Below are 16,549 nucleotides of genomic sequence, written 5' to 3'. Positions count from 1 at the left end.
CCAAGATTGCCGTAGTTCTGCGACCGCTCCCTAGAAGAGTGGGATCGCATGGACGACCTTGACGACCGTGACGAGATGGATCGGCGGCCTGACGGCATGGACCGTCCACCGCACGACATGGACCGCCGGGTGCTGTCCGTGCTCCACGCGTACGGCGGGGACCCGCGGGTCGCGGCCGTCGCGCGCGCTCTGTCCTGGAGCGGGGAGCACGGCGCCCTGTGGCTCGCCGCGGGGCTCGCCGGGGCGGCCGCCGACCGGGGGCGGCGCGGCGCGTGGCTGCGCGCGACGGCGCTCACCGCCGGCGCGCACCTCGCGAGCATGGGGGTGAAACGGATCGTGCGCCGCCCGCGTCCCACGCACGTGGCGCCCCGGGTGGGAACGGCGGGACGGCATTCCTTCCCCAGCTCGCACGCGGCCTCCGCGACCGCCGCGGCGGTCGCGTACGGCGCGCTCGGCGCGTACGCGGTCCCGCCGCTCGCCGCCGCGATGTGCCTCTCGCGCCTCGTCGTCGGCGTGCACTACCCCACGGATGTCGCCGCCGGCGCGGCCCTGGGCGCCGCGGCGGCCGGACTGGGCGCCCGCTGGATCGGGACGGGCCATGGCTGAGCACACGGCGCTTCTGGAGCGCACCCCGGCCCTCGCCCCGCCGCCGCGGAGCCTGACCGGGCTGCTGCGGGGCCTCGTCAGGACCGCGCGGCCCCGCCAGTGGGTGAAGAACGTGCTCGTCGTGGCCGCCCCGGCCGCCGCCGGCCGGCTCTTCTCGCTGCACGCGTTCAGCCAACTCGCGCTGGTCTTCCTGCTGTTCACGGCCTGTGCCGCCGCCGTGTATCTGATCAACGACGCCCGGGACGCCGACGCCGACCGCGCCCACCCGGTCAAGCGCCACCGTCCGGTCGCCGCGGGCCAGGTCCCCGTCCCGGCCGCGTACGCCGTCGGCGGCACCCTCGGGGTCCTCGCGCCCGCGGCCGCCGCCTGGTTCTGCTCGCCGGCCGTCTGCGCGCTGCTGACCGCGTACATCGGCATGCAGCTCGCGTACTGCGTGAGCCTGAAGCACGTGCTCGTCGTCGACCTCGTCGTCGTCACGACCGGGTTCCTGATGCGGGCCATGATCGGCGGCCTGGCCCTCGGCATCCCGCTCTCGCGCTGGTTCCTGATCACCACCGGCTTCGGGGCGCTGTTCATGGTCTCGGCGAAGCGTTACTCCGAGGCCGTGCAGATGGCGGGCACGGCGGGCGCCACGCGCGCGCTGCTCACCGAGTACACGACCGGCTACCTGCGTTTCGTGTGGCAGCTCGCCGCCGGGGTCTCCGTCCTCGGCTACTGCCTGTGGGCCCTGGAGGAGGGCGGAGTGCCGAGCACCGGACTGCTGCCGTGGCGTCAGCTGTCCGTGGTCGCCTTCATCCTGGCCGTCCTGCGCTACGCGGTCTTCGCCGACCGGGGCACGGCGGGCGAGCCGGAGGACGTGGTCCTGCGCGACCGTCCGCTCGCCCTCATCGGCCTGGTGTGGCTGGCCATGTACGGACTGGCCGTGGCGAACTGGTGAGCGTCACCGAGGACCGGCCCGGTCGCGGTCTCCTCGCCGGCCGCGGGACGGACCCCGGGGCGACCGCCGCCCCGGGGTCCGCGGTCACGGAACCGTCGGAGGCCCCCGGACGGACCCGTCCCCGGAAGCCGTTCCTGCGCGAGCTCCTCGGGTTCGCGGCGGTCGGCGCCCTCGCCTACGCGGCCGACCTCGGCCTCTTCGTCTGGCTGCGCGGCCCGGCGGGTCTTGACCCCCTGACGGCCAAGTCGCTGTCCTTCGTCGCGGGCTGCTCGGTGGCGTACGCAGGGAACGCGCTCGGCACCTACCGGCACACGGCGGCCCGGGGCCCGCGCCCCTGCCTGGTCTTCTTCGCGGTGAACATCGCGGGCGCGCTCGTGCAGTTGCTGTGCATCGCCGTCAGCCACTACGGGCTCGGGTTCACCTCCCCGCGCGCGGACACCGTCTCGGGCGCGGGAGTCGGTATGGCGCTGGCCACTGTCCTGCGTTTCTGGGGTACCCGGTCACTGGTTTTCCGAGGCGAGGGCAGAGTCGGATCATGGACTGGCTGAAAAAGATTCCCGGCGTGGGGCCCCTGGTCGTACGCCTGATGGCCACGCACGCGTGGCGGTCGTACGAGCGACTGGACCGCGTCAAGTGGACGCGGCTCGCCGCGGCGATGACGTTCATCAGCTTCGTGGCGCTGTTTCCGCTGCTGACCGTGGCCGCGGCGATCGGGGCGGCCACGCTGAGCGCTCAGCAGCAGAAGGACCTCCAGGACAAGCTCGCCGAACAGGTGCCGGGCATCTCCGACCAGCTCGACATCAACGGCCTCGTCCAGAACGCCGGCACCATCGGGCTCGTCGCCGGCGCTCTGCTGCTGGTCACCGGCATCGGCTGGGTCGGCTCGATGCGGGAGTGCCTGCGCGCGGTCTGGGAGCTGCCCGACAGCGAGGAGAACCCGTTCCTGCGCAAGCTCAAGGACGGCGGAGTCCTCGTCGGCCTCGGCGGCGCCGTGCTCGCGACCATCGTGGTCTCCACCCTCGCCTCCACGGCGATGGGCTGGTCGGCACGGCACCTGGGCCTCGACGAGAACGGCTGGGGAAGCACCCTGCTCCAGGTCGTCGCCTTCGCGGTGGCCGTGCTCGCCGACTTCCTCGTCCTGCTGTACGTCCTCACGCTGCTGCCCGGTGTCGAGCCGCCGCGCCGCCGGCTGATCGTCGCCGCGCTGATCGGCGCCGTCGGGTTCGAGCTGCTCAAGCTGCTGCTCAGCGGCTACATGCGGGGCGTGGCGTCCAAGAGCATGTACGGCGCCTTCGGGGTGCCGATCGCGCTGCTCCTGTGGATCAACTTCACCTCGAAACTGCTCCTGTACGCGGCCGCCTGGACGGCGACACCGAGCGAGGGGCAGGACCGGGAAGCGGCGGGCGACGACGCGCCGGCGGGTCCGGACGGGCCGGCCGGCGGACGGGAACCGGCCGGCCCGCGGGACCGGAGGGACCCGGGGGCTCCGAAGAACGCGAAGGAGAACCCCGGGACCCGCGGGGTCAGCGGCGACGGCGCATCAGGTCCGGCAGCGGCCAGCGGCGGTTGACCAGGAAGACGCCCGCCCCGAGCAGGGCGAGACAGCCGCCCGCCACGCCGAGCGCGATACCGATGCCGCTCGAACCGCCCTTCGCGGGGGTGGAGGCCGCCACCGGCTTCGTGGAGGCGTGCGCGGTGCCCGTGCCGGAACCCGTGCCCGGGCTCGCCCCGCCCGAGGCGTTCGCGCCCGGCTGAGCCGTGGTGTCGACACCCTTGGGCGCGACCAGTTCGCCGACCGGCTCGACCTTGTCCGCGGACTGGAATCCCCAGTCGAGGAGCTGCGCGGCCTCCTTGTAGACCTCGTTGTGCTCCTTCTTCTCCGGGTTCATGACCGTGACGAGCAGGACCTTGCCGGCGCGCTCGGCGACACCGGTGAACGTGGCGCCCGCGTTGGTGGTGTTGCCGTTCTTCACCCCCGCGATGCCCTGGTACGCGGTGATGTCGCTGTCACCGGTCAGCAGCCGGTTGGTGTTCTTGATCTCGGAGGACGCGCGCCCGGCCGTGCCCTTCTTGTTCTTGGCCGTCGCGCCGGGGAACGTGGCCCGCACCGTGGAGCAGTACTCCCGGAAGTCCTTCTTCTGGAGCCCCGAACGGGCGAACAGCGTCAGGTCGTAGGCCGATGACACCTGGCCCCTGGCGTCGTAGCCGTCCGGGCTCACCACGTGCGTGTCGAGGGCCTGGAGGTCGTCGGCGTGCGCCTGCATGTCCTTGACCGTCTCGCGGACGCCGCCGTTCATCGCGGACAGCACGTGCACGGCGTCGTTGCCGGACTTCAGGAAGACACCGAGCCACAGGTCGTGCACGGTGTACGTCTCGTTCTCCTTTATGCCCACCACGCTGGAGCCCGCTCCGATGCCCGCCAGGTCGGCGGGGGCCACCTTGTACGAGGTGGTCCTCGGGAACTTGGGCAGCACCGTGTCGGCGAACAGCATCTTCAGGGTGCTCGCCGGGGGCAGCCGCCAGTGCGCGTTGTGCGCGGCCAGGACGTCACCGGACTCGGCGTCGGCGACGATCCAGGAACGCGCTGTGATGTCCGGGGGCAGGACGGGAGCGCCGCTGCCGAGGTTCACCTGGTTGCCGGGCCGGGCGAGCCGCTCGCCGCCGAGGCTCGACATGGTGGCCGGGGGTGTAGCCGACGGGGAGTCCGTGGGGCCTTCCGCCGGACTCGCCTCGGGGCTCGCGGTGGGGCTCGCGTCGGCGGTGACGGCGAACACGGGCGCAGCGGAGGAAAGGGTCAACAAGGTGGCGGAAGCGATCAACAAGGATCGCTGAATGGTCTTTTTCGAGACGGGCACGATCGAGAAAGTACAGGGGTTGTGACCGGAATTCCCGTCACCGTTCAGGGGAGCCGCTTCGCCCTCTCCACCCCGGCGCCGGATCACGGTGGGCGACGGCGATACTGAACGCATGAAGCTCAGCCGCCCCGTGTCCTGGTTCCTGCTCGCCTTCGGGGTATGGAGTTGGGTCATTTGGGTCACTTTCGCTAAGAATCTCTGGGAAGACGCCAGTGGGCTCGCGTTCGACGACGCGGGCGATCCGACGGCGTACTTCTGGGTGCACCTGACGCTCGCCGTCGTGTCGTTTGTCCTTGGGACGGTCGTCGGGGCCATCGGGTTGCGCGGCGTACGCGCTTTGCGCCAGACGTCATAACGGGGGATACGGCGTCATGGTCATCTTGTTCGTGTTGGTGGGTCTGACCGTGCTGGCCGTGCTCGGCGGACTGCACTGGTACGCCTGGCGCCGGCTGGTGCGGGACACCACGAGCGGCCCCGGACCGGTCCGCCGGCTGGGCACCGCGCTCTTCGTCGCCGGACCGCTGCTGATGGTCGGTGCCATCGTGAGCGAGCGGGCGGGGGCTCCCTTCCTGCTCCAGCAGACGCTGTCCTGGCCCGGGTTCCTGTGGATGCCGCTGGGCCTCTACCTCGTACTGGCGCTGCTGGCCGGGGAGTTCGTACGCCCGGTCCTGCGATGGGCCCTGGAGCGCCGGTCCGCCCGACGGTCGGAGAGCGACGGAGCGGCGCCCCCCGGCGCGCCCGACCCCGTGGCGTCACCGGAACCGGCCGGATGGGTGGCGTCGCCGGAGCCGGGCGAACCGGTGGCGTCGCCGGAGCCGGGCGAACCGGCGAGGTCCGCGAAACCAGCGGGATCGGTGGGGCCCGCGGAAACGGTGGGACCTGCGGGACCGGCGGGATCGGTGAGGTCCGTGGAGTCGGCGGGAGCCGTCCGGGCGCCGTCGCGGCGGCTGTTCGTCTCCCGGGTCGTGGGTGGCACCGCCGCGGCCGTCGCCGTGGGGACCGTGGCGCACGGGACGTACGGCGTGCTGCGCGGGCCCAGGGTGAAGCGGGTCACCGTGCCGCTCGCCAAACTGCCCCGGTCCGCCCACGGATTCCGGATCGCCGTCGTGAGCGACATCCACCTCGGGCCGTTGCTCGGACGCGGATTCGCCCAGCAGGTCGTCGACACGATCAACGCCACACAGCCCGATCTGATCGCCGTCGTCGGTGACCTGGTCGACGGCAGCGTGAAGAACCTCGGCCCCGCCGCGGCGCCCCTCGCCCGGCTGCGCGCCCGGCACGGCTCCTACTTCGTCACCGGGAACCACGAGTACTTCTCCGGAGCCGAGCAGTGGATCCGGGAGGTCCGGGAGCTGGGGATCCATCCCCTGGAGAACGCGCGCACCGAACTGGCCGGGTTCGACCTCGCCGGCGTGAACGACGTCCAGGGCGAGAGCGAGGGGCAGGGACCCGACTTCGGCAAGGCGCTCGGAGACCGCGACACGACACGAGCCTGTGTGCTGCTCGCACATCAGCCGGTACAGATCCATGATGCGGTACGCCACGGCGTCGACCTCCAGCTGTCCGGACACACCCACGGCGGACAGCTGTGGCCGGGCAACCTCATCGCGGCCGCCGCCAATCCGACGGTCGCCGGCCTGGAGCGCTACGGCGACACACAGCTCTATGTCTCCCGGGGCGCGGGAGCCTGGGGGCCGCCGACCCGCGTCGGCGCGCCCTCCGACATCACGGTCGTCGAGCTGGCCTCGCGCGAAGCCTGAGAATTCCCTGTGAAGAGAGGCGGAAAAGATCATTTTCGCCGGTCCTGAGCACTCTTCCCGATTCCCTTCCCCCGGCCGAAACTCCTGTGGTTAGGTGATCCGCGTCACTAGGGGAGTGGCGTGCGGGGCGCCTGGGGAGGGCACCGATGCGATCGGTTCGCTTATGGATACTGGCGGCACTGCTCGTCCTGGCGGGCGCCGGTGTGGCCGGCTGGCAGCTCCTGCCGACGAAGGGGAACGACGACCGCACCATCACGGTGGGCACCACGGACGCCGTCACCTCACTCGACCCGGCCGGCGCCTACGACGCCGGATCCTGGGCTTTGTTCAGCAATGTCTTCCAGTCGCTGCTCACCTTCGAGCCCGGCGGCGCCAAGCCCGTTCCGGACGCCGCCAGGAGCTGCGCGTTCGTGGGCACGGGACTGCGCGTCTACCGCTGCACACTCCGTGACGACCTGACGTTCCCGAGCGGGCGCGCCGTGACCGCGGCGGACGTGAAGTTCTCCTTCGACCGGGTCAAGCGCATCAACGACGAGGTCGGGCCCGCCTCCCTCCTCTCCACCCTGGGCAGCGTGGACGCGAGCGGCCGGACCGTCACCTTCCGGCTCTCCTCGCCCGACGCGACCTTCCCGTTCAAGCTGGCGACCGGCGCCGGGTCGATCGTCGACAGCACCCGCTATCCCCGGCGCAGCCTGCGCACCGGTACCGGCGCCGACGGCACGGGGCCCTACGTCCTGAAGGCGTACACGCAGGGCGCGAAGGCCGTCCTCGCCCCCAACCCCGGCTACAAGGGCGCCGTCGATGACCTCGGCAAGCCCGTCGTGCTGCGCTACTACGCCAACTCGGCGGCGCTCCAGGTGGCCTGGAAGGCGAAGGAGCTCGACACCGTGGCCCGTCAGCTCCCGCCCGCCGTGCTCGCCAAGCTCTCGCCGAGCGACCCCGCGCAACGCGTCACCGAGGCCGACGGCGCCGAGACCCGCAACCTCGTCCTCAACGTGCGCGAAGGGTCTCCGCTGCACGACCGGCGGGTCCGCCAGGCCCTCGCCTCGCTGGTCGACCGCGAGACGCTGGTCGACCGGACGTACCGGGGGACCACCGACCCGCTGTACGGGCTGATACCGGCGGGGATCACGGGGCACGCGACCTCGTTCTTCGACACCTACCCGAAACCCGACCCCAAGAAGGCGCGGGCCCTGCTGACCGAGGCCGGGGTCTCCTTGCCCGTGCGCTTCACCTACGGGTTCGCCGAGGGGCGGGGTGCCGCGGGTGAGGAGGCGACCGAGCTCAAGCGGCAGGTGGAGGCGGACGGGCTGTTCAAGGTCACGACCGAGGGGTTCGAGTGGACCGAGTTCCAGAAGAAGTACGCGGAGGGCGGGCTCGACGCCTGGGCGGTCGGCTGGGTCGCCGACTATCCCGACGCGGACACCTTCGGCGCGCCGCTCGTCGGCACCGGCAACAGCATGAAGAACGGCTACGTCAACAAGGATGTCGACCGTCTGATCAAGGAGACCCAGCGGGACGCCGACCGAAGCCGTACGGCGGAGGCGTTCCGGCGGGTTCAGGCGCAGGTCGCCCAGGACGTCCCGCTGATCCCGCTGTGGCAGCGCAGGGACTACGTCATCAGCAGTGAGGACATCAGCGGCGGCGAGTACCTGTCCGACGGGACCGGCGTCTTCCGCCTCTGGCAGCTGAGCTGGCTGTGACGAGCGCCCCGGTGTCCGGGGCGCTCGGGGCCGGTCCTGTCAGGGGTGCGGAGTGGATCCGTACGCCGTCAGGAAGCGGTCGCGGAACGAGCTCATCTTCCACACCGGGGCGTCGTGCTCGGGCCGAAGACCGTCCGTCCAGCCCCAGTCGGTGATCCTGTCGAGCACCTTCGGGTCCTTGGCGACGATCGAGACGGGCACGTCACGGCTGGCGTGGTCGCCGCTGACCCGGGCGATCGGCTGGTGGTCGCCGAGGAAGATCAGGACGGTGTTCTTGTTGCCGTACTTCACCAGGTAGTCGATGAGGCTCGTCACCGAGTACTGGATGGACTTGCCGTACTCCTCCTTCGACTTCTGCGAGCTGGTGATGATGTCGCCGGGCTGCTTGCCGGCCTTCTGGATGGCGTCGTAGACCGAGCCGTCGCCGACCTGGTCCTGGGGGACCGTCCTGGGGATGGGCGCCCAGGGCTGGTGGCTGGAGGTCAGGATGATCGTCGACATCAGCGGCTTGTCGTGCTTCTTGCTGTGCACCAGGCGCTCGAACGCGGTCAGGGCGTACTGGTCGGGCATGGTCGACCAGCTGAACTTCGGCCCCTTGTAGCCGAGATGCTGGGCGTCGTAGAGCTTGTCGATGCCGTAGAAGTTCTGCTCGGGCCAGCCCTTCTGGATGCCCGGCATGACACCCACGGTGTCGTAGTCGCCGGTCTTCTTGAAGGCGCTGATCAGGGTGAGGTGGTCGCCTGCGGTCACGGTGCGGTAGCGCTGCTGGTTGTTGATCCACAGACCCGACAGGAACGTCGAGTGGCCGAGCCAGCTGCTGCCGCCGTAGGTCGCCGAGGTGAGCCAGCCGCTCTTCGCCGCGAAACCGGCCTGGGTCAGCTTCTCGTTCTCCGCGGTCAGGGTCGCGTCGACGCCCGGCGCCATGACCGGGTCCTCGATGGCGCTGCGGCCGTAGCTCTCGATGAACGTGATGATCATGTCTTTGCCGCGCAGGTCCGTGAGCAGCTGACCGGGCGGCGTGTTCGCGAAGGCGTCCTTCTTGGCGATCTTGGCGAACGCGGCCTCGTCCCGCAGTGTCTGCCGCACGCGCGCCGCCCGCTGCTGGACGACCAGGGCGACGTGCTCGGAGGCGATGGGCACCCCGGTGACCTGCACGCCGAGCGCCGCGCAGGTCACCCAGGTTATGGCCAGCACCAGGGTCGTGCGGGTCGCCGTCTCGGTGTTCCTGGCCACCAGGTTGCCCAGCCGGACGACGGAGAGCGTCATGAGGGCCGGCACGGCGATCACGAGCCCCACGGCCAGTGCCGCGATGCCGAGCGCGCCGCCGTGGCCGAACGTGTCCTGGAGATAGGCGTGGGCGTCGCTGAAGAGCGACCAGTCGAGGACGACGTTGAAGCCGCGCCCGAGGTATTCGTTGAAGCCGATGTCGAGGACGTTCAGGATGGTCAGCACGCCGAGGCCCACCCCGGCGGCCACCGACAGCGCGATCCGCGGCCGGCGGGGCAGGACGATCAGCAGCGCGGCGCCGAAGATCGCCTCCACCGGGAGACGCAGGAACTCGGCTGGCCGGAACTCGGCCGCCTCGCTCGGCATGAGCAGCGCGAACAGGACGAACACGGCGGCGACGAGGGTCGTCGTCCAGGCGAGGACGCGGGCGACGACGGGATGCCGGTCCCGCCACCCGCGCCACCGGCCGCGCACCGGGGGCTCGTCTGCGGGAGGCTCCTCCCCGCCACCGGCCCCGTCGGCGGACGTCTCGCCGTCGGTCACCGCGGGGTCCGCCTCTTCACCGGGGACGGCTTCCGCCGGAGTCTCCCGCGATTCCCCGGAGCCGATCGAGGTGGCCCCCTCGGTCGCGGGGGCCTCGGGGGCCGCCCCGGCCGCTGCCTCTCCCTCACCCGAGGCGGCGGCGTCCTCGTCCGCGTCCGTCTCTGTGCCGGTGCCTGTGCCGGTGTCCGCGTCGGCGGCCGTGTCCGCGAGCGGCTCCGGCGTCGGCTCGTCGCGCGGAGGCGCCGCGTCCGTGTTCGGCACCTGTCGAGAGCTCGTGTTGAACGACAACCCGGCGGTCCTTCCGTGCGATGCGCGGTGGTGGCGTGGCGGGTCGGCCCGAAGCGACCGACGCGCCCTCGTCGTGGTGTACGGGGCCGCGGCGGCCCGTGTTCAACCGCCTCGGTCAGCTTCTGCCCAAGTCTGTTTCCGCAGGTCACAGCGCTGTATGCGGAGGGTTCCCGACCGGCACGGCAGGCTCCGGAGCGACACCGGTCCCGCCCGGCCACACCCACCCCGCCCGCGCTGCCGATCCCACCGCGCCGGAGCCGCACCCACACCCTTGCCGCCGCCGGAGAGCCGCCCGCCCGCGCGCTGCCGCCCGCGTGTCGCCCCTGTACCCCGCCCGCACCCCTCCGGTGCGCTGCCGATCCCACCGCGCCGGAGCCGCACCCACACCCTTGCCGCCGCCGGAGAGCCGCCCGCCCGCGCGCTGCCCCCGCGCCGCCGCCCGCGCGTCGGCCCCGGGTCCCGTCCGCGCGTCGCCGCCGCGCCCCGTCCGCGTCAGCGCACCGGCAGGGTCACCGTCACCGCCAGACCCTCGCCCGGGGCCGTCCGTACCGCGACGCTCCCGCCGTGCGCTCTCACCACGCCCTCCACGATCGCCATGCCGAGCCCGCTGCCCGCACCGCGGCCGGCCCGGAAGAAGCGGTCGAAGACGCGCGCCGCGTCCTCCTCCGCGAGCCCGGGCCCCTTGTCGGCGACACACAGCCGCAGTACGCCGTCCGAGCGCTCCAGGGCGAGCCGCACGGGCACGTCGTCGGGTGTGTGGGTGCGTACGTTGCCCACGAGATTGCCCAGCACCTGCCGCAGCCCCGACTCGTCGGCCCGCACGAGCAGCGTGCCGTCGGCGGCCACGGTCACCGGGCGGCCGGGCTGCTGGGCGCGCAGATCCGCGGCCGCGTCCCGCACGAGCCGGCTCAGGTCGACGTTCCTGAAGCGCAGTTCGGGCCGCTGGTCGAGGCGGGCCAGGATGAGCAGCTCGTCGACCAGCCGACCCATGCGGTCGGTCTCCGCGTTCATCCGGTCCCAGGCCCGTCTGCGCTCGACGGGATCGGTCAGCATCCCCTTCTCGTAGAGCTGGAGGTAGCCGCGGATCGCCGCCAGCGGGGTGCGCAGCTCGTGCGAGGCGTCCCCGACGAACCGGCGGAGCTGGGCGGCGCTGTCCTCGCGTGTCCGGTAGGCCGACTCGACCTGGTGCAGCATGGAGTTGAGCGCTAGCCGGAGCTGTTCGACCTCCTGGGTCGGATGATGACTGGAGGGGACGCGCCGGGTCAGATCGCCCTCGGCGATGGCGGACGAGGTCTCCACCATGGCCTCCAGCGGCAGCATCCGGCGGCGCACGCTGAACATCGTCAGACACGCGAGGAGCGCCAACAGCAGGGTTCCCACGGTCAGATCGAGCTTGAGCGCCTTGGCGATGCCCTTGTGCAGTCCGTCGGTCGAGGTGGCGAACAGGACGTAGGTCCCGTCGGCGAGACGGGCCCCGGTCGCCCGGTAGGCGGCGCCGCGCACGGTGATGTCCCGCGGGTCGCCGCCGCCGGCGAGCGCGGCGGGGTCGTCCACGGCGGCCGCGAACGCGCGCTGTGTCTCACTGGGCTGGAAGCCGGCCACCTCGACGGCCTTGCCGTGCCGGTCGACGGCCGCGAAGACCGAGTCCGGGTTCGCCGAGTCGTCCACCGCGGGGCCGATCCGGTCGTGCACGAACGCGAGGGCGCTCAGTGAGTCGATCTGGCGCATGGTGAGCTGCGAGACGCCCAGTGAGTCCCGGGTCTTGAGGAGCTGGGCGTCCACCTGGTCGAGCAGATAGTGCCGCATGCCCATCAGGCTCACGGCGGTCGCCACCACGATGCCCAGCGCCAGCAGCCCCACGTTCGCGATCGTCAGCTGGCCGCGCAGCGAGTGGATGCCGTGCCGGCGGCGGTGGGGGCGGCAGCCGGGCCGGGCGGGCAGGTTCACGCGAGCCCGTATCCGACGCCCCGGCGGGTCTGGATCACCGGAGGGCCCAGCGGTTCGAGCTTGCGCCGCAGGTAGCTGATGTACGTCTCGACGACCGTCGATTCGGCCGGGTGCTCGTACTGCCAGACATGGCGCAGGAGTTGCTCCTTGGGCACGATCCGGCCGCCGTTGCGGACGAGGAAGCGCAGCAGCGCGTACTCGGTGGGGGTGAGCTCGACCGTGGTGCCCGCGCGGTGGACGCGGTACGTCGTCTCGTCCAGCTCCAGGTCGCCGTAGCGCAGGGGCGGGCGCTGCGGCAGGACGTCCTCGGACCGGGTGCGGCGCAGGACGGCGGTGATGCGGGCGACGACCTCGTCGATGTTGAACGGCTTGGTGATGTAGTCGTCGCCGAAGCCGAGCGCGCCGACGATCTCGGCGGGCGCGTCCCGCGCGGTGAGGAAGACGACGGCCAGGTCCGGCTGCCGCAGGCGCAGTTCACGGCCGAGCGCCCGGCCGTCGCCGTCCGGGAGCATCACGTCGAGCAGGGCCGCGTCGGGGCGGGTGCGCTCGGCGAGGGCGAGCGCCTCGCGGACGCATCCCGCGGTCATCACCTCGAAGCGGTGGTAGCGCAGCGCGATGGTGAGGACGTCCGCGATGCTCGGCTCGTCCTCGACGACGAGGACGGTGGCTCCCTCGTGAGCGGTCATGTCCCCAGTATCGGACGGGCTGTTGATGGTGGGGGCCGTTCGCGCCTTGGAGTTCCTTGAGAGTCATGGGCGGGTCGTGTCCACCCGCGCGCGGGGCCGCCGATCCTGGTGCCAGGACCTGGGGGACCGACCGACTAAGGAGCGTTGAAGTGGCGGTATTGGCACGGTGGTGCTATCGGCACCGGCTGGTGGTCCTGTTGCTGTGGGTGGGTGCGCTGTTCGGTCTCGGCTTCGCGGCGACCACCGCGGGCACGGACTACGCGAACGTGTTCTCCCTTCCGAACACGGACTCCAAGCGTGCGTACGACCAGATGGAGAAGGCCTTCCCGGACAGCGCGGGGGACACCGACACGGTGGTGTGGAAGGTCGCGGACGGCACGGTCAGGGACGCCTCCGTGCGCGACCGGATCCAGCCCGTCCTGGACGAGATCGCCGGCATGAAGGGCGTGGGCCAGGTCGCGGGTCCCTACCGGGGTGAGCGGGGCGCCGCCCAGATCAGTCGCGACGGCACGATCGCGTACGCCCAGGTCACCTTCACCGAACAGGCGAACGCCGTCCCCAAGGAACTGGTGCAGGAGGTCGTCGACACCGCGCAGGGCGTCGAACGGGCGGGACTCCAGGTGGAGTTGGGCGGACAGGCGATCCAGCGGGTCCAGGAGCCGCCCACCGGGCTCGCCGAGATGGTCGGCATCCTGGCCGCGGCCGTCGTCCTCTTCCTCGCCTTCGGTTCCCTCTTCGCCATGCTGCTGCCGATCGGCATCGCGGTCTTCGGGGTCGGTACGGGGCTGTTCTCCACGCAGTTGCTCAGCCACACCACGGACATCCCGGACCTGGCCCCGCTGCTGGCCACCCTGATCGGCCTCGGCGTCGGCATCGACTACGCGCTGTTCATCGTCACCCGGCACCGGCGCGGTCTCCTGCGGGGCCTGGAATCCGAGGAGTCGGCGGTCGTCGCCCTCAACACCTCGGGCCGGGCGGTGCTGTTCGCGGGCGGCACGGTGTGCATCGCGCTCGCGGGCATGCTCGTGACCAACCTGCGTTTCCTGGACGGTGTGGTCATCGGCACGTCCCTGACCGTCGTGTTCAGCGTGCTCGCCGCCACCACGCTGCTGCCCGCGCTCCTCGGACTGCTCGGCACCCGGGTGCTCAGCCGCCGCCAGCGGCGCAAACTGGCGGAGCGGGGCCCGGAGCCGGAGCGGGCGAGCGGTGCCGCGGCACGCTGGTCGGTGAGCGTGCAGCGTCGCCCCCGTACGATCGCGGTCATCGCGCTGGCCGTGATGGCGGTCCTCGCCCTCCCCGTCCTGTCGCTGCACCTCGGCGCAACCGACCAGGGCAACGACGACGGCACGACGACGACCAGGCAGGCGTACGACCTGCTCGCCGAGGGCTTCGGACCCGGTTTCAACGGCCCCTTGCAGGTGGTCGTGACCGGCGGGGACACGGACGCCCTGGCGAAGAGCATCGGCGGCACCCCCGGGGTGGCCGCGGTCGCCGCGCTGCCGCCCGCCAACGGCGTGACGGTGATCCAGGTGGTGCCGACGACCTCACCGCAGTCGGTGAGGACCGACGACCTCATCGACACCCTGCGGGACCGGGTGATCCCGGACGCCGGGGCGAGCGCCCACGTCGGCGGCGTGACCGCCGTGTCGAAGGACTTCGCCACGATCACCGGCGACCGGCTGCCCTGGTTCGTCGCCACGATCATCGGCCTCGGCTTCCTGCTCCTGCTGATCGCCTTCCGCTCTCTGGTGGTCCCGCTGACGGCCGCCCTGATGAACCTGATCGCGGCCGCCGCGTCCTTCGGCGTCCTGGTCGCGATCTTCCAGTGGGGCTGGGGCCTGGAACTGCTGGGCCTCGGCAAGGAGGGTCCGATCAACGCCTTCCTGCCCGTCATCATGCTCTCGCTGCTGTTCGGCCTCTCCATGGACTACCAGGTGTTCCTGGTGAGCCGCATGCACGAGGAATGGGTGCACACGAAGGACAACGCGCGCGCGGTGCGCGTCGGGTTGGCCGAGACCGGCCGGGTCATCAACTCGGCCGCCCTGATCATGGTGTGCGTCTTCCTCGCCTTCGTCCTCAGCGGTGACGCGGGAGCGGCGATGGCGGGTGTCGGGCTCGCGGCCGCGGTCGCCCTGGACGCCTTCATCCTCCGTACGGCCCTGGTCCCCGCGGCGATGCATCTGCTCGGCAACTCCAACTGGTGGCTGCCCGCTGCCCTGGACAGGCGGCTGCCGCATCTGGCGGTGGAGCCCGCCGAGGGGCCGTCCGGTGACGCCGCGGCTCCGGTCCGGGGCGGAGCCTCGGCCGTGCACGGCTTCGTCCGTGACGCGGAGGGCGAGGCGGTCGACGGGGCCGTGCTCACGCTGCTGTCGAAGGGAGGCCGTCAGCTGGACCGGGTGAGCTCGCTGGCCGACGGTTCCTACATCGTCTCGGTCCCGGCCCCGGGGACGTATCTGCTGTCGGCGACGGCCCGTTCGTACGGCGCGCGGGCGCACCACGTCGTCGTCACGGACGAGCCGCTGGTGCACGACGTGGAGCTGGTCCAGGGAGAGGTGGACGCCGACGCGGTCAACTGAGGCCGCCGGACGCCGGATCTTCCCGGCGCGGGGGGCGTCCGCCTCGGCGGGCGCCCCTCAGTCCGTTTCCCCCGCCGGGCCGGCCGGCCCTCGGTCCGTCTTCTTCGCCGGGTCGGGCAGTGCCTTCGTCATCCCCGGCAGGAAGTCCGTGAACAGCTCGTGCACCTCGTGGACGAGGGGCCGCAGCAGACGGAAGCGGGCCAGTGAGACGCCGCGCGCCGTCAGACGCGCGCCGCGCTCGGCGAGCCGGTAGCTGCGCTCGCGGCTCTCGGTACGGTCGAAGACCCAGTACAGGACGAGCCCCATCTGGGAGAGCCACATCAGCTCGGGCAGCACCTCGCGCAGTTCCTCCGGCACCTTGGTCTTCGCCCCGGCGAGCACTTCCTTGTGGACGCTGATGGCCTCCGCGCGCGCGTGCTCCGACTCGGGGGAGAAGGGGCTGAGCGGACTGTCCGGATCGGCGGCGTTCTTGAAGAACTGCACGGCGAACTCGTGGTACGGCGTGGCGATGTCCAGCCACACCTTCAGGACACCGCCGAGGCGGGCCTCCAGGTCCGTCTCGCGGTCCAGCACCCCCCGGACCGCCTCCCGGTGTTCGGCGGCGATCCGGTCGTAGAAGCCCTGGATCAGGTGTTCCTTGCCGCCGAAGTAGTAGTACGCGTTTCCGACGGAGACCCCGGCCTCCTGGGCGATGGCGCGCATCGTCGTCTTGTCGTACCCCCGTTCCTGGAAGAGCCGCATCGCGGTCTCCAGGATCAGGGCCCGGGTCTGTTCGCTTTTCGCCGGGCTCTTCGCCTCCTTGCCCGGGGACTTGGCGGGCTCGGAGGCCGCGGTGGGCTCGGAGGAGCCGACGGGGCCGGGGCTGTCTGTCGGTGCTGGCACGGGACGAGCCTAACGACCGGGAACCGTCGCGCATGCGCCGCTGTCGCAGGCGGGCGGCTCGAAGGTCCATCCGGCGGTCGGGTCGTAGCTCCATCCGTCGCCCCACTGGTACGCGCCGCCGCCCCATCGCCGCTGGGACGTCCGGAACGCCTGCGCCTCGCGCCACTTGGCGGCGGCGAGGGTCGCGCCCCTGGCCAGCCTCGCCCCCGTGGGCGTGCTCAGCCGGTGGGCCAGCGCCCGGTACTCGCGCAGCGCCCACAGGGTGACGATCCAGGCGGCGGTTCCCTGGTAGACCTGCCCGGCGTCCCCCACGACGGTGATCTCGTCCAGGGTGGCGCGGTGGTCGAGCCGTGGATAACTCCGGGCGGCCTCCTCCGAACCGGCCGGCACGAACCGCAGCGGTACGAGCTGCGCCTGCCCGGCGAGCCACTTCTTCAGGAAGGCGCACAGCGAGCAGCGCGCGTCGTAGAGGACGGTGAGCCCGAGGACCGGGACGCGCGCCGCGTCCCGGTCACGGGTGGCCGGTGCGCCGGTCACCT

14 protein-coding genes are annotated in these 16,549 nt (G+C 71.8%); 8 read left to right on the top strand and 6 right to left on the bottom strand.

Annotated features, from left to right (window positions below; translation table 11 throughout):
• Positions 1 to 75 precede the first annotated feature (75 nt).
• The 4 genes from ACF07B_RS40530 (at position 76) to ACF07B_RS40515 (ending at position 3,113) form a co-directional block, all read left to right on the top strand.
• Positions 76 to 606: a phosphatase PAP2 family protein gene (locus tag ACF07B_RS40530; RefSeq protein WP_384239533.1), complete on the top strand. Its 531-nt coding sequence runs from the start codon at positions 76 to 78 to the stop codon at positions 604 to 606.
• Positions 599 to 1,543 (top strand): decaprenyl-phosphate phosphoribosyltransferase, encoded by a 945-nt coding sequence (locus ACF07B_RS40525; RefSeq protein WP_384239528.1) that lies wholly within the window; start codon positions 599 to 601, stop codon positions 1,541 to 1,543. Before ACF07B_RS40530 ends, ACF07B_RS40525 begins: the two co-directional genes overlap by 8 nt.
• Before the next feature lie 134 nt (positions 1,544 to 1,677).
• A complete protein-coding gene (locus ACF07B_RS40520; RefSeq protein ID WP_392182643.1) occupies positions 1,678 to 2,091 on the top strand; it encodes a GtrA family protein in 414 nt (137 codons plus the stop codon).
• Positions 2,079 to 3,113: a YhjD/YihY/BrkB family envelope integrity protein gene (locus ACF07B_RS40515; RefSeq protein ID WP_392182629.1), complete on the top strand. Its 1,035-nt coding sequence runs from the start codon at positions 2,079 to 2,081 to the stop codon at positions 3,111 to 3,113. Before ACF07B_RS40520 ends, ACF07B_RS40515 begins: the two co-directional genes overlap by 13 nt.
• Here ACF07B_RS40515 and ACF07B_RS40510 read toward each other — a convergent pair.
• Positions 3,067 to 4,398, bottom strand: a complete 1,332-nt coding sequence (locus ACF07B_RS40510) for a D-alanyl-D-alanine carboxypeptidase family protein (RefSeq protein WP_392182628.1) — start codon at positions 4,396 to 4,398, stop codon at positions 3,067 to 3,069. The genes ACF07B_RS40515 and ACF07B_RS40510 overlap by 47 nt on opposite strands.
• A gap of 112 nt (positions 4,399 to 4,510) precedes the next feature.
• Between ACF07B_RS40510 and ACF07B_RS40505 the strand changes: the two genes are divergently transcribed.
• The 3 genes from ACF07B_RS40505 (at position 4,511) to ACF07B_RS40495 (ending at position 7,861) form a co-directional block, all read left to right on the top strand.
• Entirely contained in the window at positions 4,511 to 4,753 is a 243-nt protein-coding gene (locus ACF07B_RS40505; protein ID WP_362407419.1) for an SCO4848 family membrane protein, read from the top strand.
• Positions 4,754 to 4,769: 16 nt separating this feature from the next.
• A complete protein-coding gene (locus tag ACF07B_RS40500) occupies positions 4,770 to 6,158 on the top strand; it encodes a metallophosphoesterase (RefSeq protein WP_392182627.1) in 1,389 nt (462 codons plus the stop codon).
• Positions 6,159 to 6,304: 146 nt separating this feature from the next.
• The gene (locus tag ACF07B_RS40495) at positions 6,305 to 7,861 is read left to right on the top strand and encodes an ABC transporter substrate-binding protein (protein ID WP_392182626.1); all 1,557 of its coding nucleotides are present in this window, start codon (positions 6,305 to 6,307) and stop codon (positions 7,859 to 7,861) included.
• 39 nt (positions 7,862 to 7,900) lie between these two features.
• On the opposite strand, the gene ACF07B_RS40490 is transcribed toward ACF07B_RS40495, so the two are convergent.
• From ACF07B_RS40490 to ACF07B_RS40480, 3 genes are all read right to left on the bottom strand, one after another.
• Positions 7,901 to 9,919, bottom strand: coding sequence for a sulfatase-like hydrolase/transferase (locus ACF07B_RS40490; protein ID WP_392182625.1), 2,019 nt, complete (start codon positions 9,917 to 9,919; stop codon positions 7,901 to 7,903).
• Between the two features lie 492 nt (positions 9,920 to 10,411).
• Complete coding sequence (locus ACF07B_RS40485; RefSeq protein ID WP_392182624.1) at positions 10,412 to 11,866, bottom strand: sensor histidine kinase; 1,455 nt, start codon at positions 11,864 to 11,866, stop codon at positions 10,412 to 10,414.
• Complete coding sequence (locus ACF07B_RS40480; protein ID WP_362407404.1) at positions 11,863 to 12,552, bottom strand: response regulator transcription factor; 690 nt, start codon at positions 12,550 to 12,552, stop codon at positions 11,863 to 11,865. The genes ACF07B_RS40485 and ACF07B_RS40480 overlap by 4 nt, the downstream gene beginning before the upstream one ends.
• A 158-nt stretch (positions 12,553 to 12,710) precedes the next feature.
• Between ACF07B_RS40480 and ACF07B_RS40475 the strand changes: the two genes are divergently transcribed.
• Positions 12,711 to 15,128, top strand: a complete 2,418-nt coding sequence (locus ACF07B_RS40475) for an MMPL family transporter (RefSeq protein WP_392182642.1) — start codon at positions 12,711 to 12,713, stop codon at positions 15,126 to 15,128.
• A 57-nt stretch (positions 15,129 to 15,185) separates the two neighbouring features.
• On the opposite strand, the gene ACF07B_RS40470 is transcribed toward ACF07B_RS40475, so the two are convergent.
• Positions 15,186 to 16,010: a TetR/AcrR family transcriptional regulator gene (locus ACF07B_RS40470; protein WP_392182623.1), complete on the bottom strand. Its 825-nt coding sequence runs from the start codon at positions 16,008 to 16,010 to the stop codon at positions 15,186 to 15,188.
• A 9-nt stretch (positions 16,011 to 16,019) separates the two neighbouring features.
• Positions 16,020 to 16,547 (bottom strand): thiol-disulfide oxidoreductase DCC family protein, encoded by a 528-nt coding sequence (locus tag ACF07B_RS40465; protein WP_392182622.1) that lies wholly within the window; start codon positions 16,545 to 16,547, stop codon positions 16,020 to 16,022.
• Positions 16,548 to 16,549 lie beyond the last annotated feature (2 nt).

This window comes from Streptomyces sp. NPDC015532 (assembly GCF_043078065.1).
GTDB lineage: Bacteria > Actinomycetota > Actinomycetes > Streptomycetales > Streptomycetaceae > Streptomyces.
The sequence above is the reverse complement of the archived record's forward strand: the minus strand, read 5'-3'. Positions and strand labels throughout refer to the sequence as shown.

Coding starts and splice junctions, on each gene's coding strand:
- ACF07B_RS40530 (WP_384239533.1), top strand. CDS start 76: ATGGATCGGCGGCCTGACGGCATGGACCGTCCACCGCACGACATGGAC.
- ACF07B_RS40525 (WP_384239528.1), top strand. CDS start 599: ATGGCTGAGCACACGGCGCTTCTGGAGCGCACCCCGGCCCTCGCCCCG.
- ACF07B_RS40515 (WP_392182629.1), top strand. CDS start 2,079: ATGGACTGGCTGAAAAAGATTCCCGGCGTGGGGCCCCTGGTCGTACGC.
- ACF07B_RS40505 (WP_362407419.1), top strand. CDS start 4,511: ATGAAGCTCAGCCGCCCCGTGTCCTGGTTCCTGCTCGCCTTCGGGGTA.
- ACF07B_RS40500 (WP_392182627.1), top strand. CDS start 4,770: ATGGTCATCTTGTTCGTGTTGGTGGGTCTGACCGTGCTGGCCGTGCTC.
- ACF07B_RS40495 (WP_392182626.1), top strand. CDS start 6,305: ATGCGATCGGTTCGCTTATGGATACTGGCGGCACTGCTCGTCCTGGCG.
- ACF07B_RS40480 (WP_362407404.1), bottom strand. CDS start 12,552: ATGACCGCTCACGAGGGAGCCACCGTCCTCGTCGTCGAGGACGAGCCG.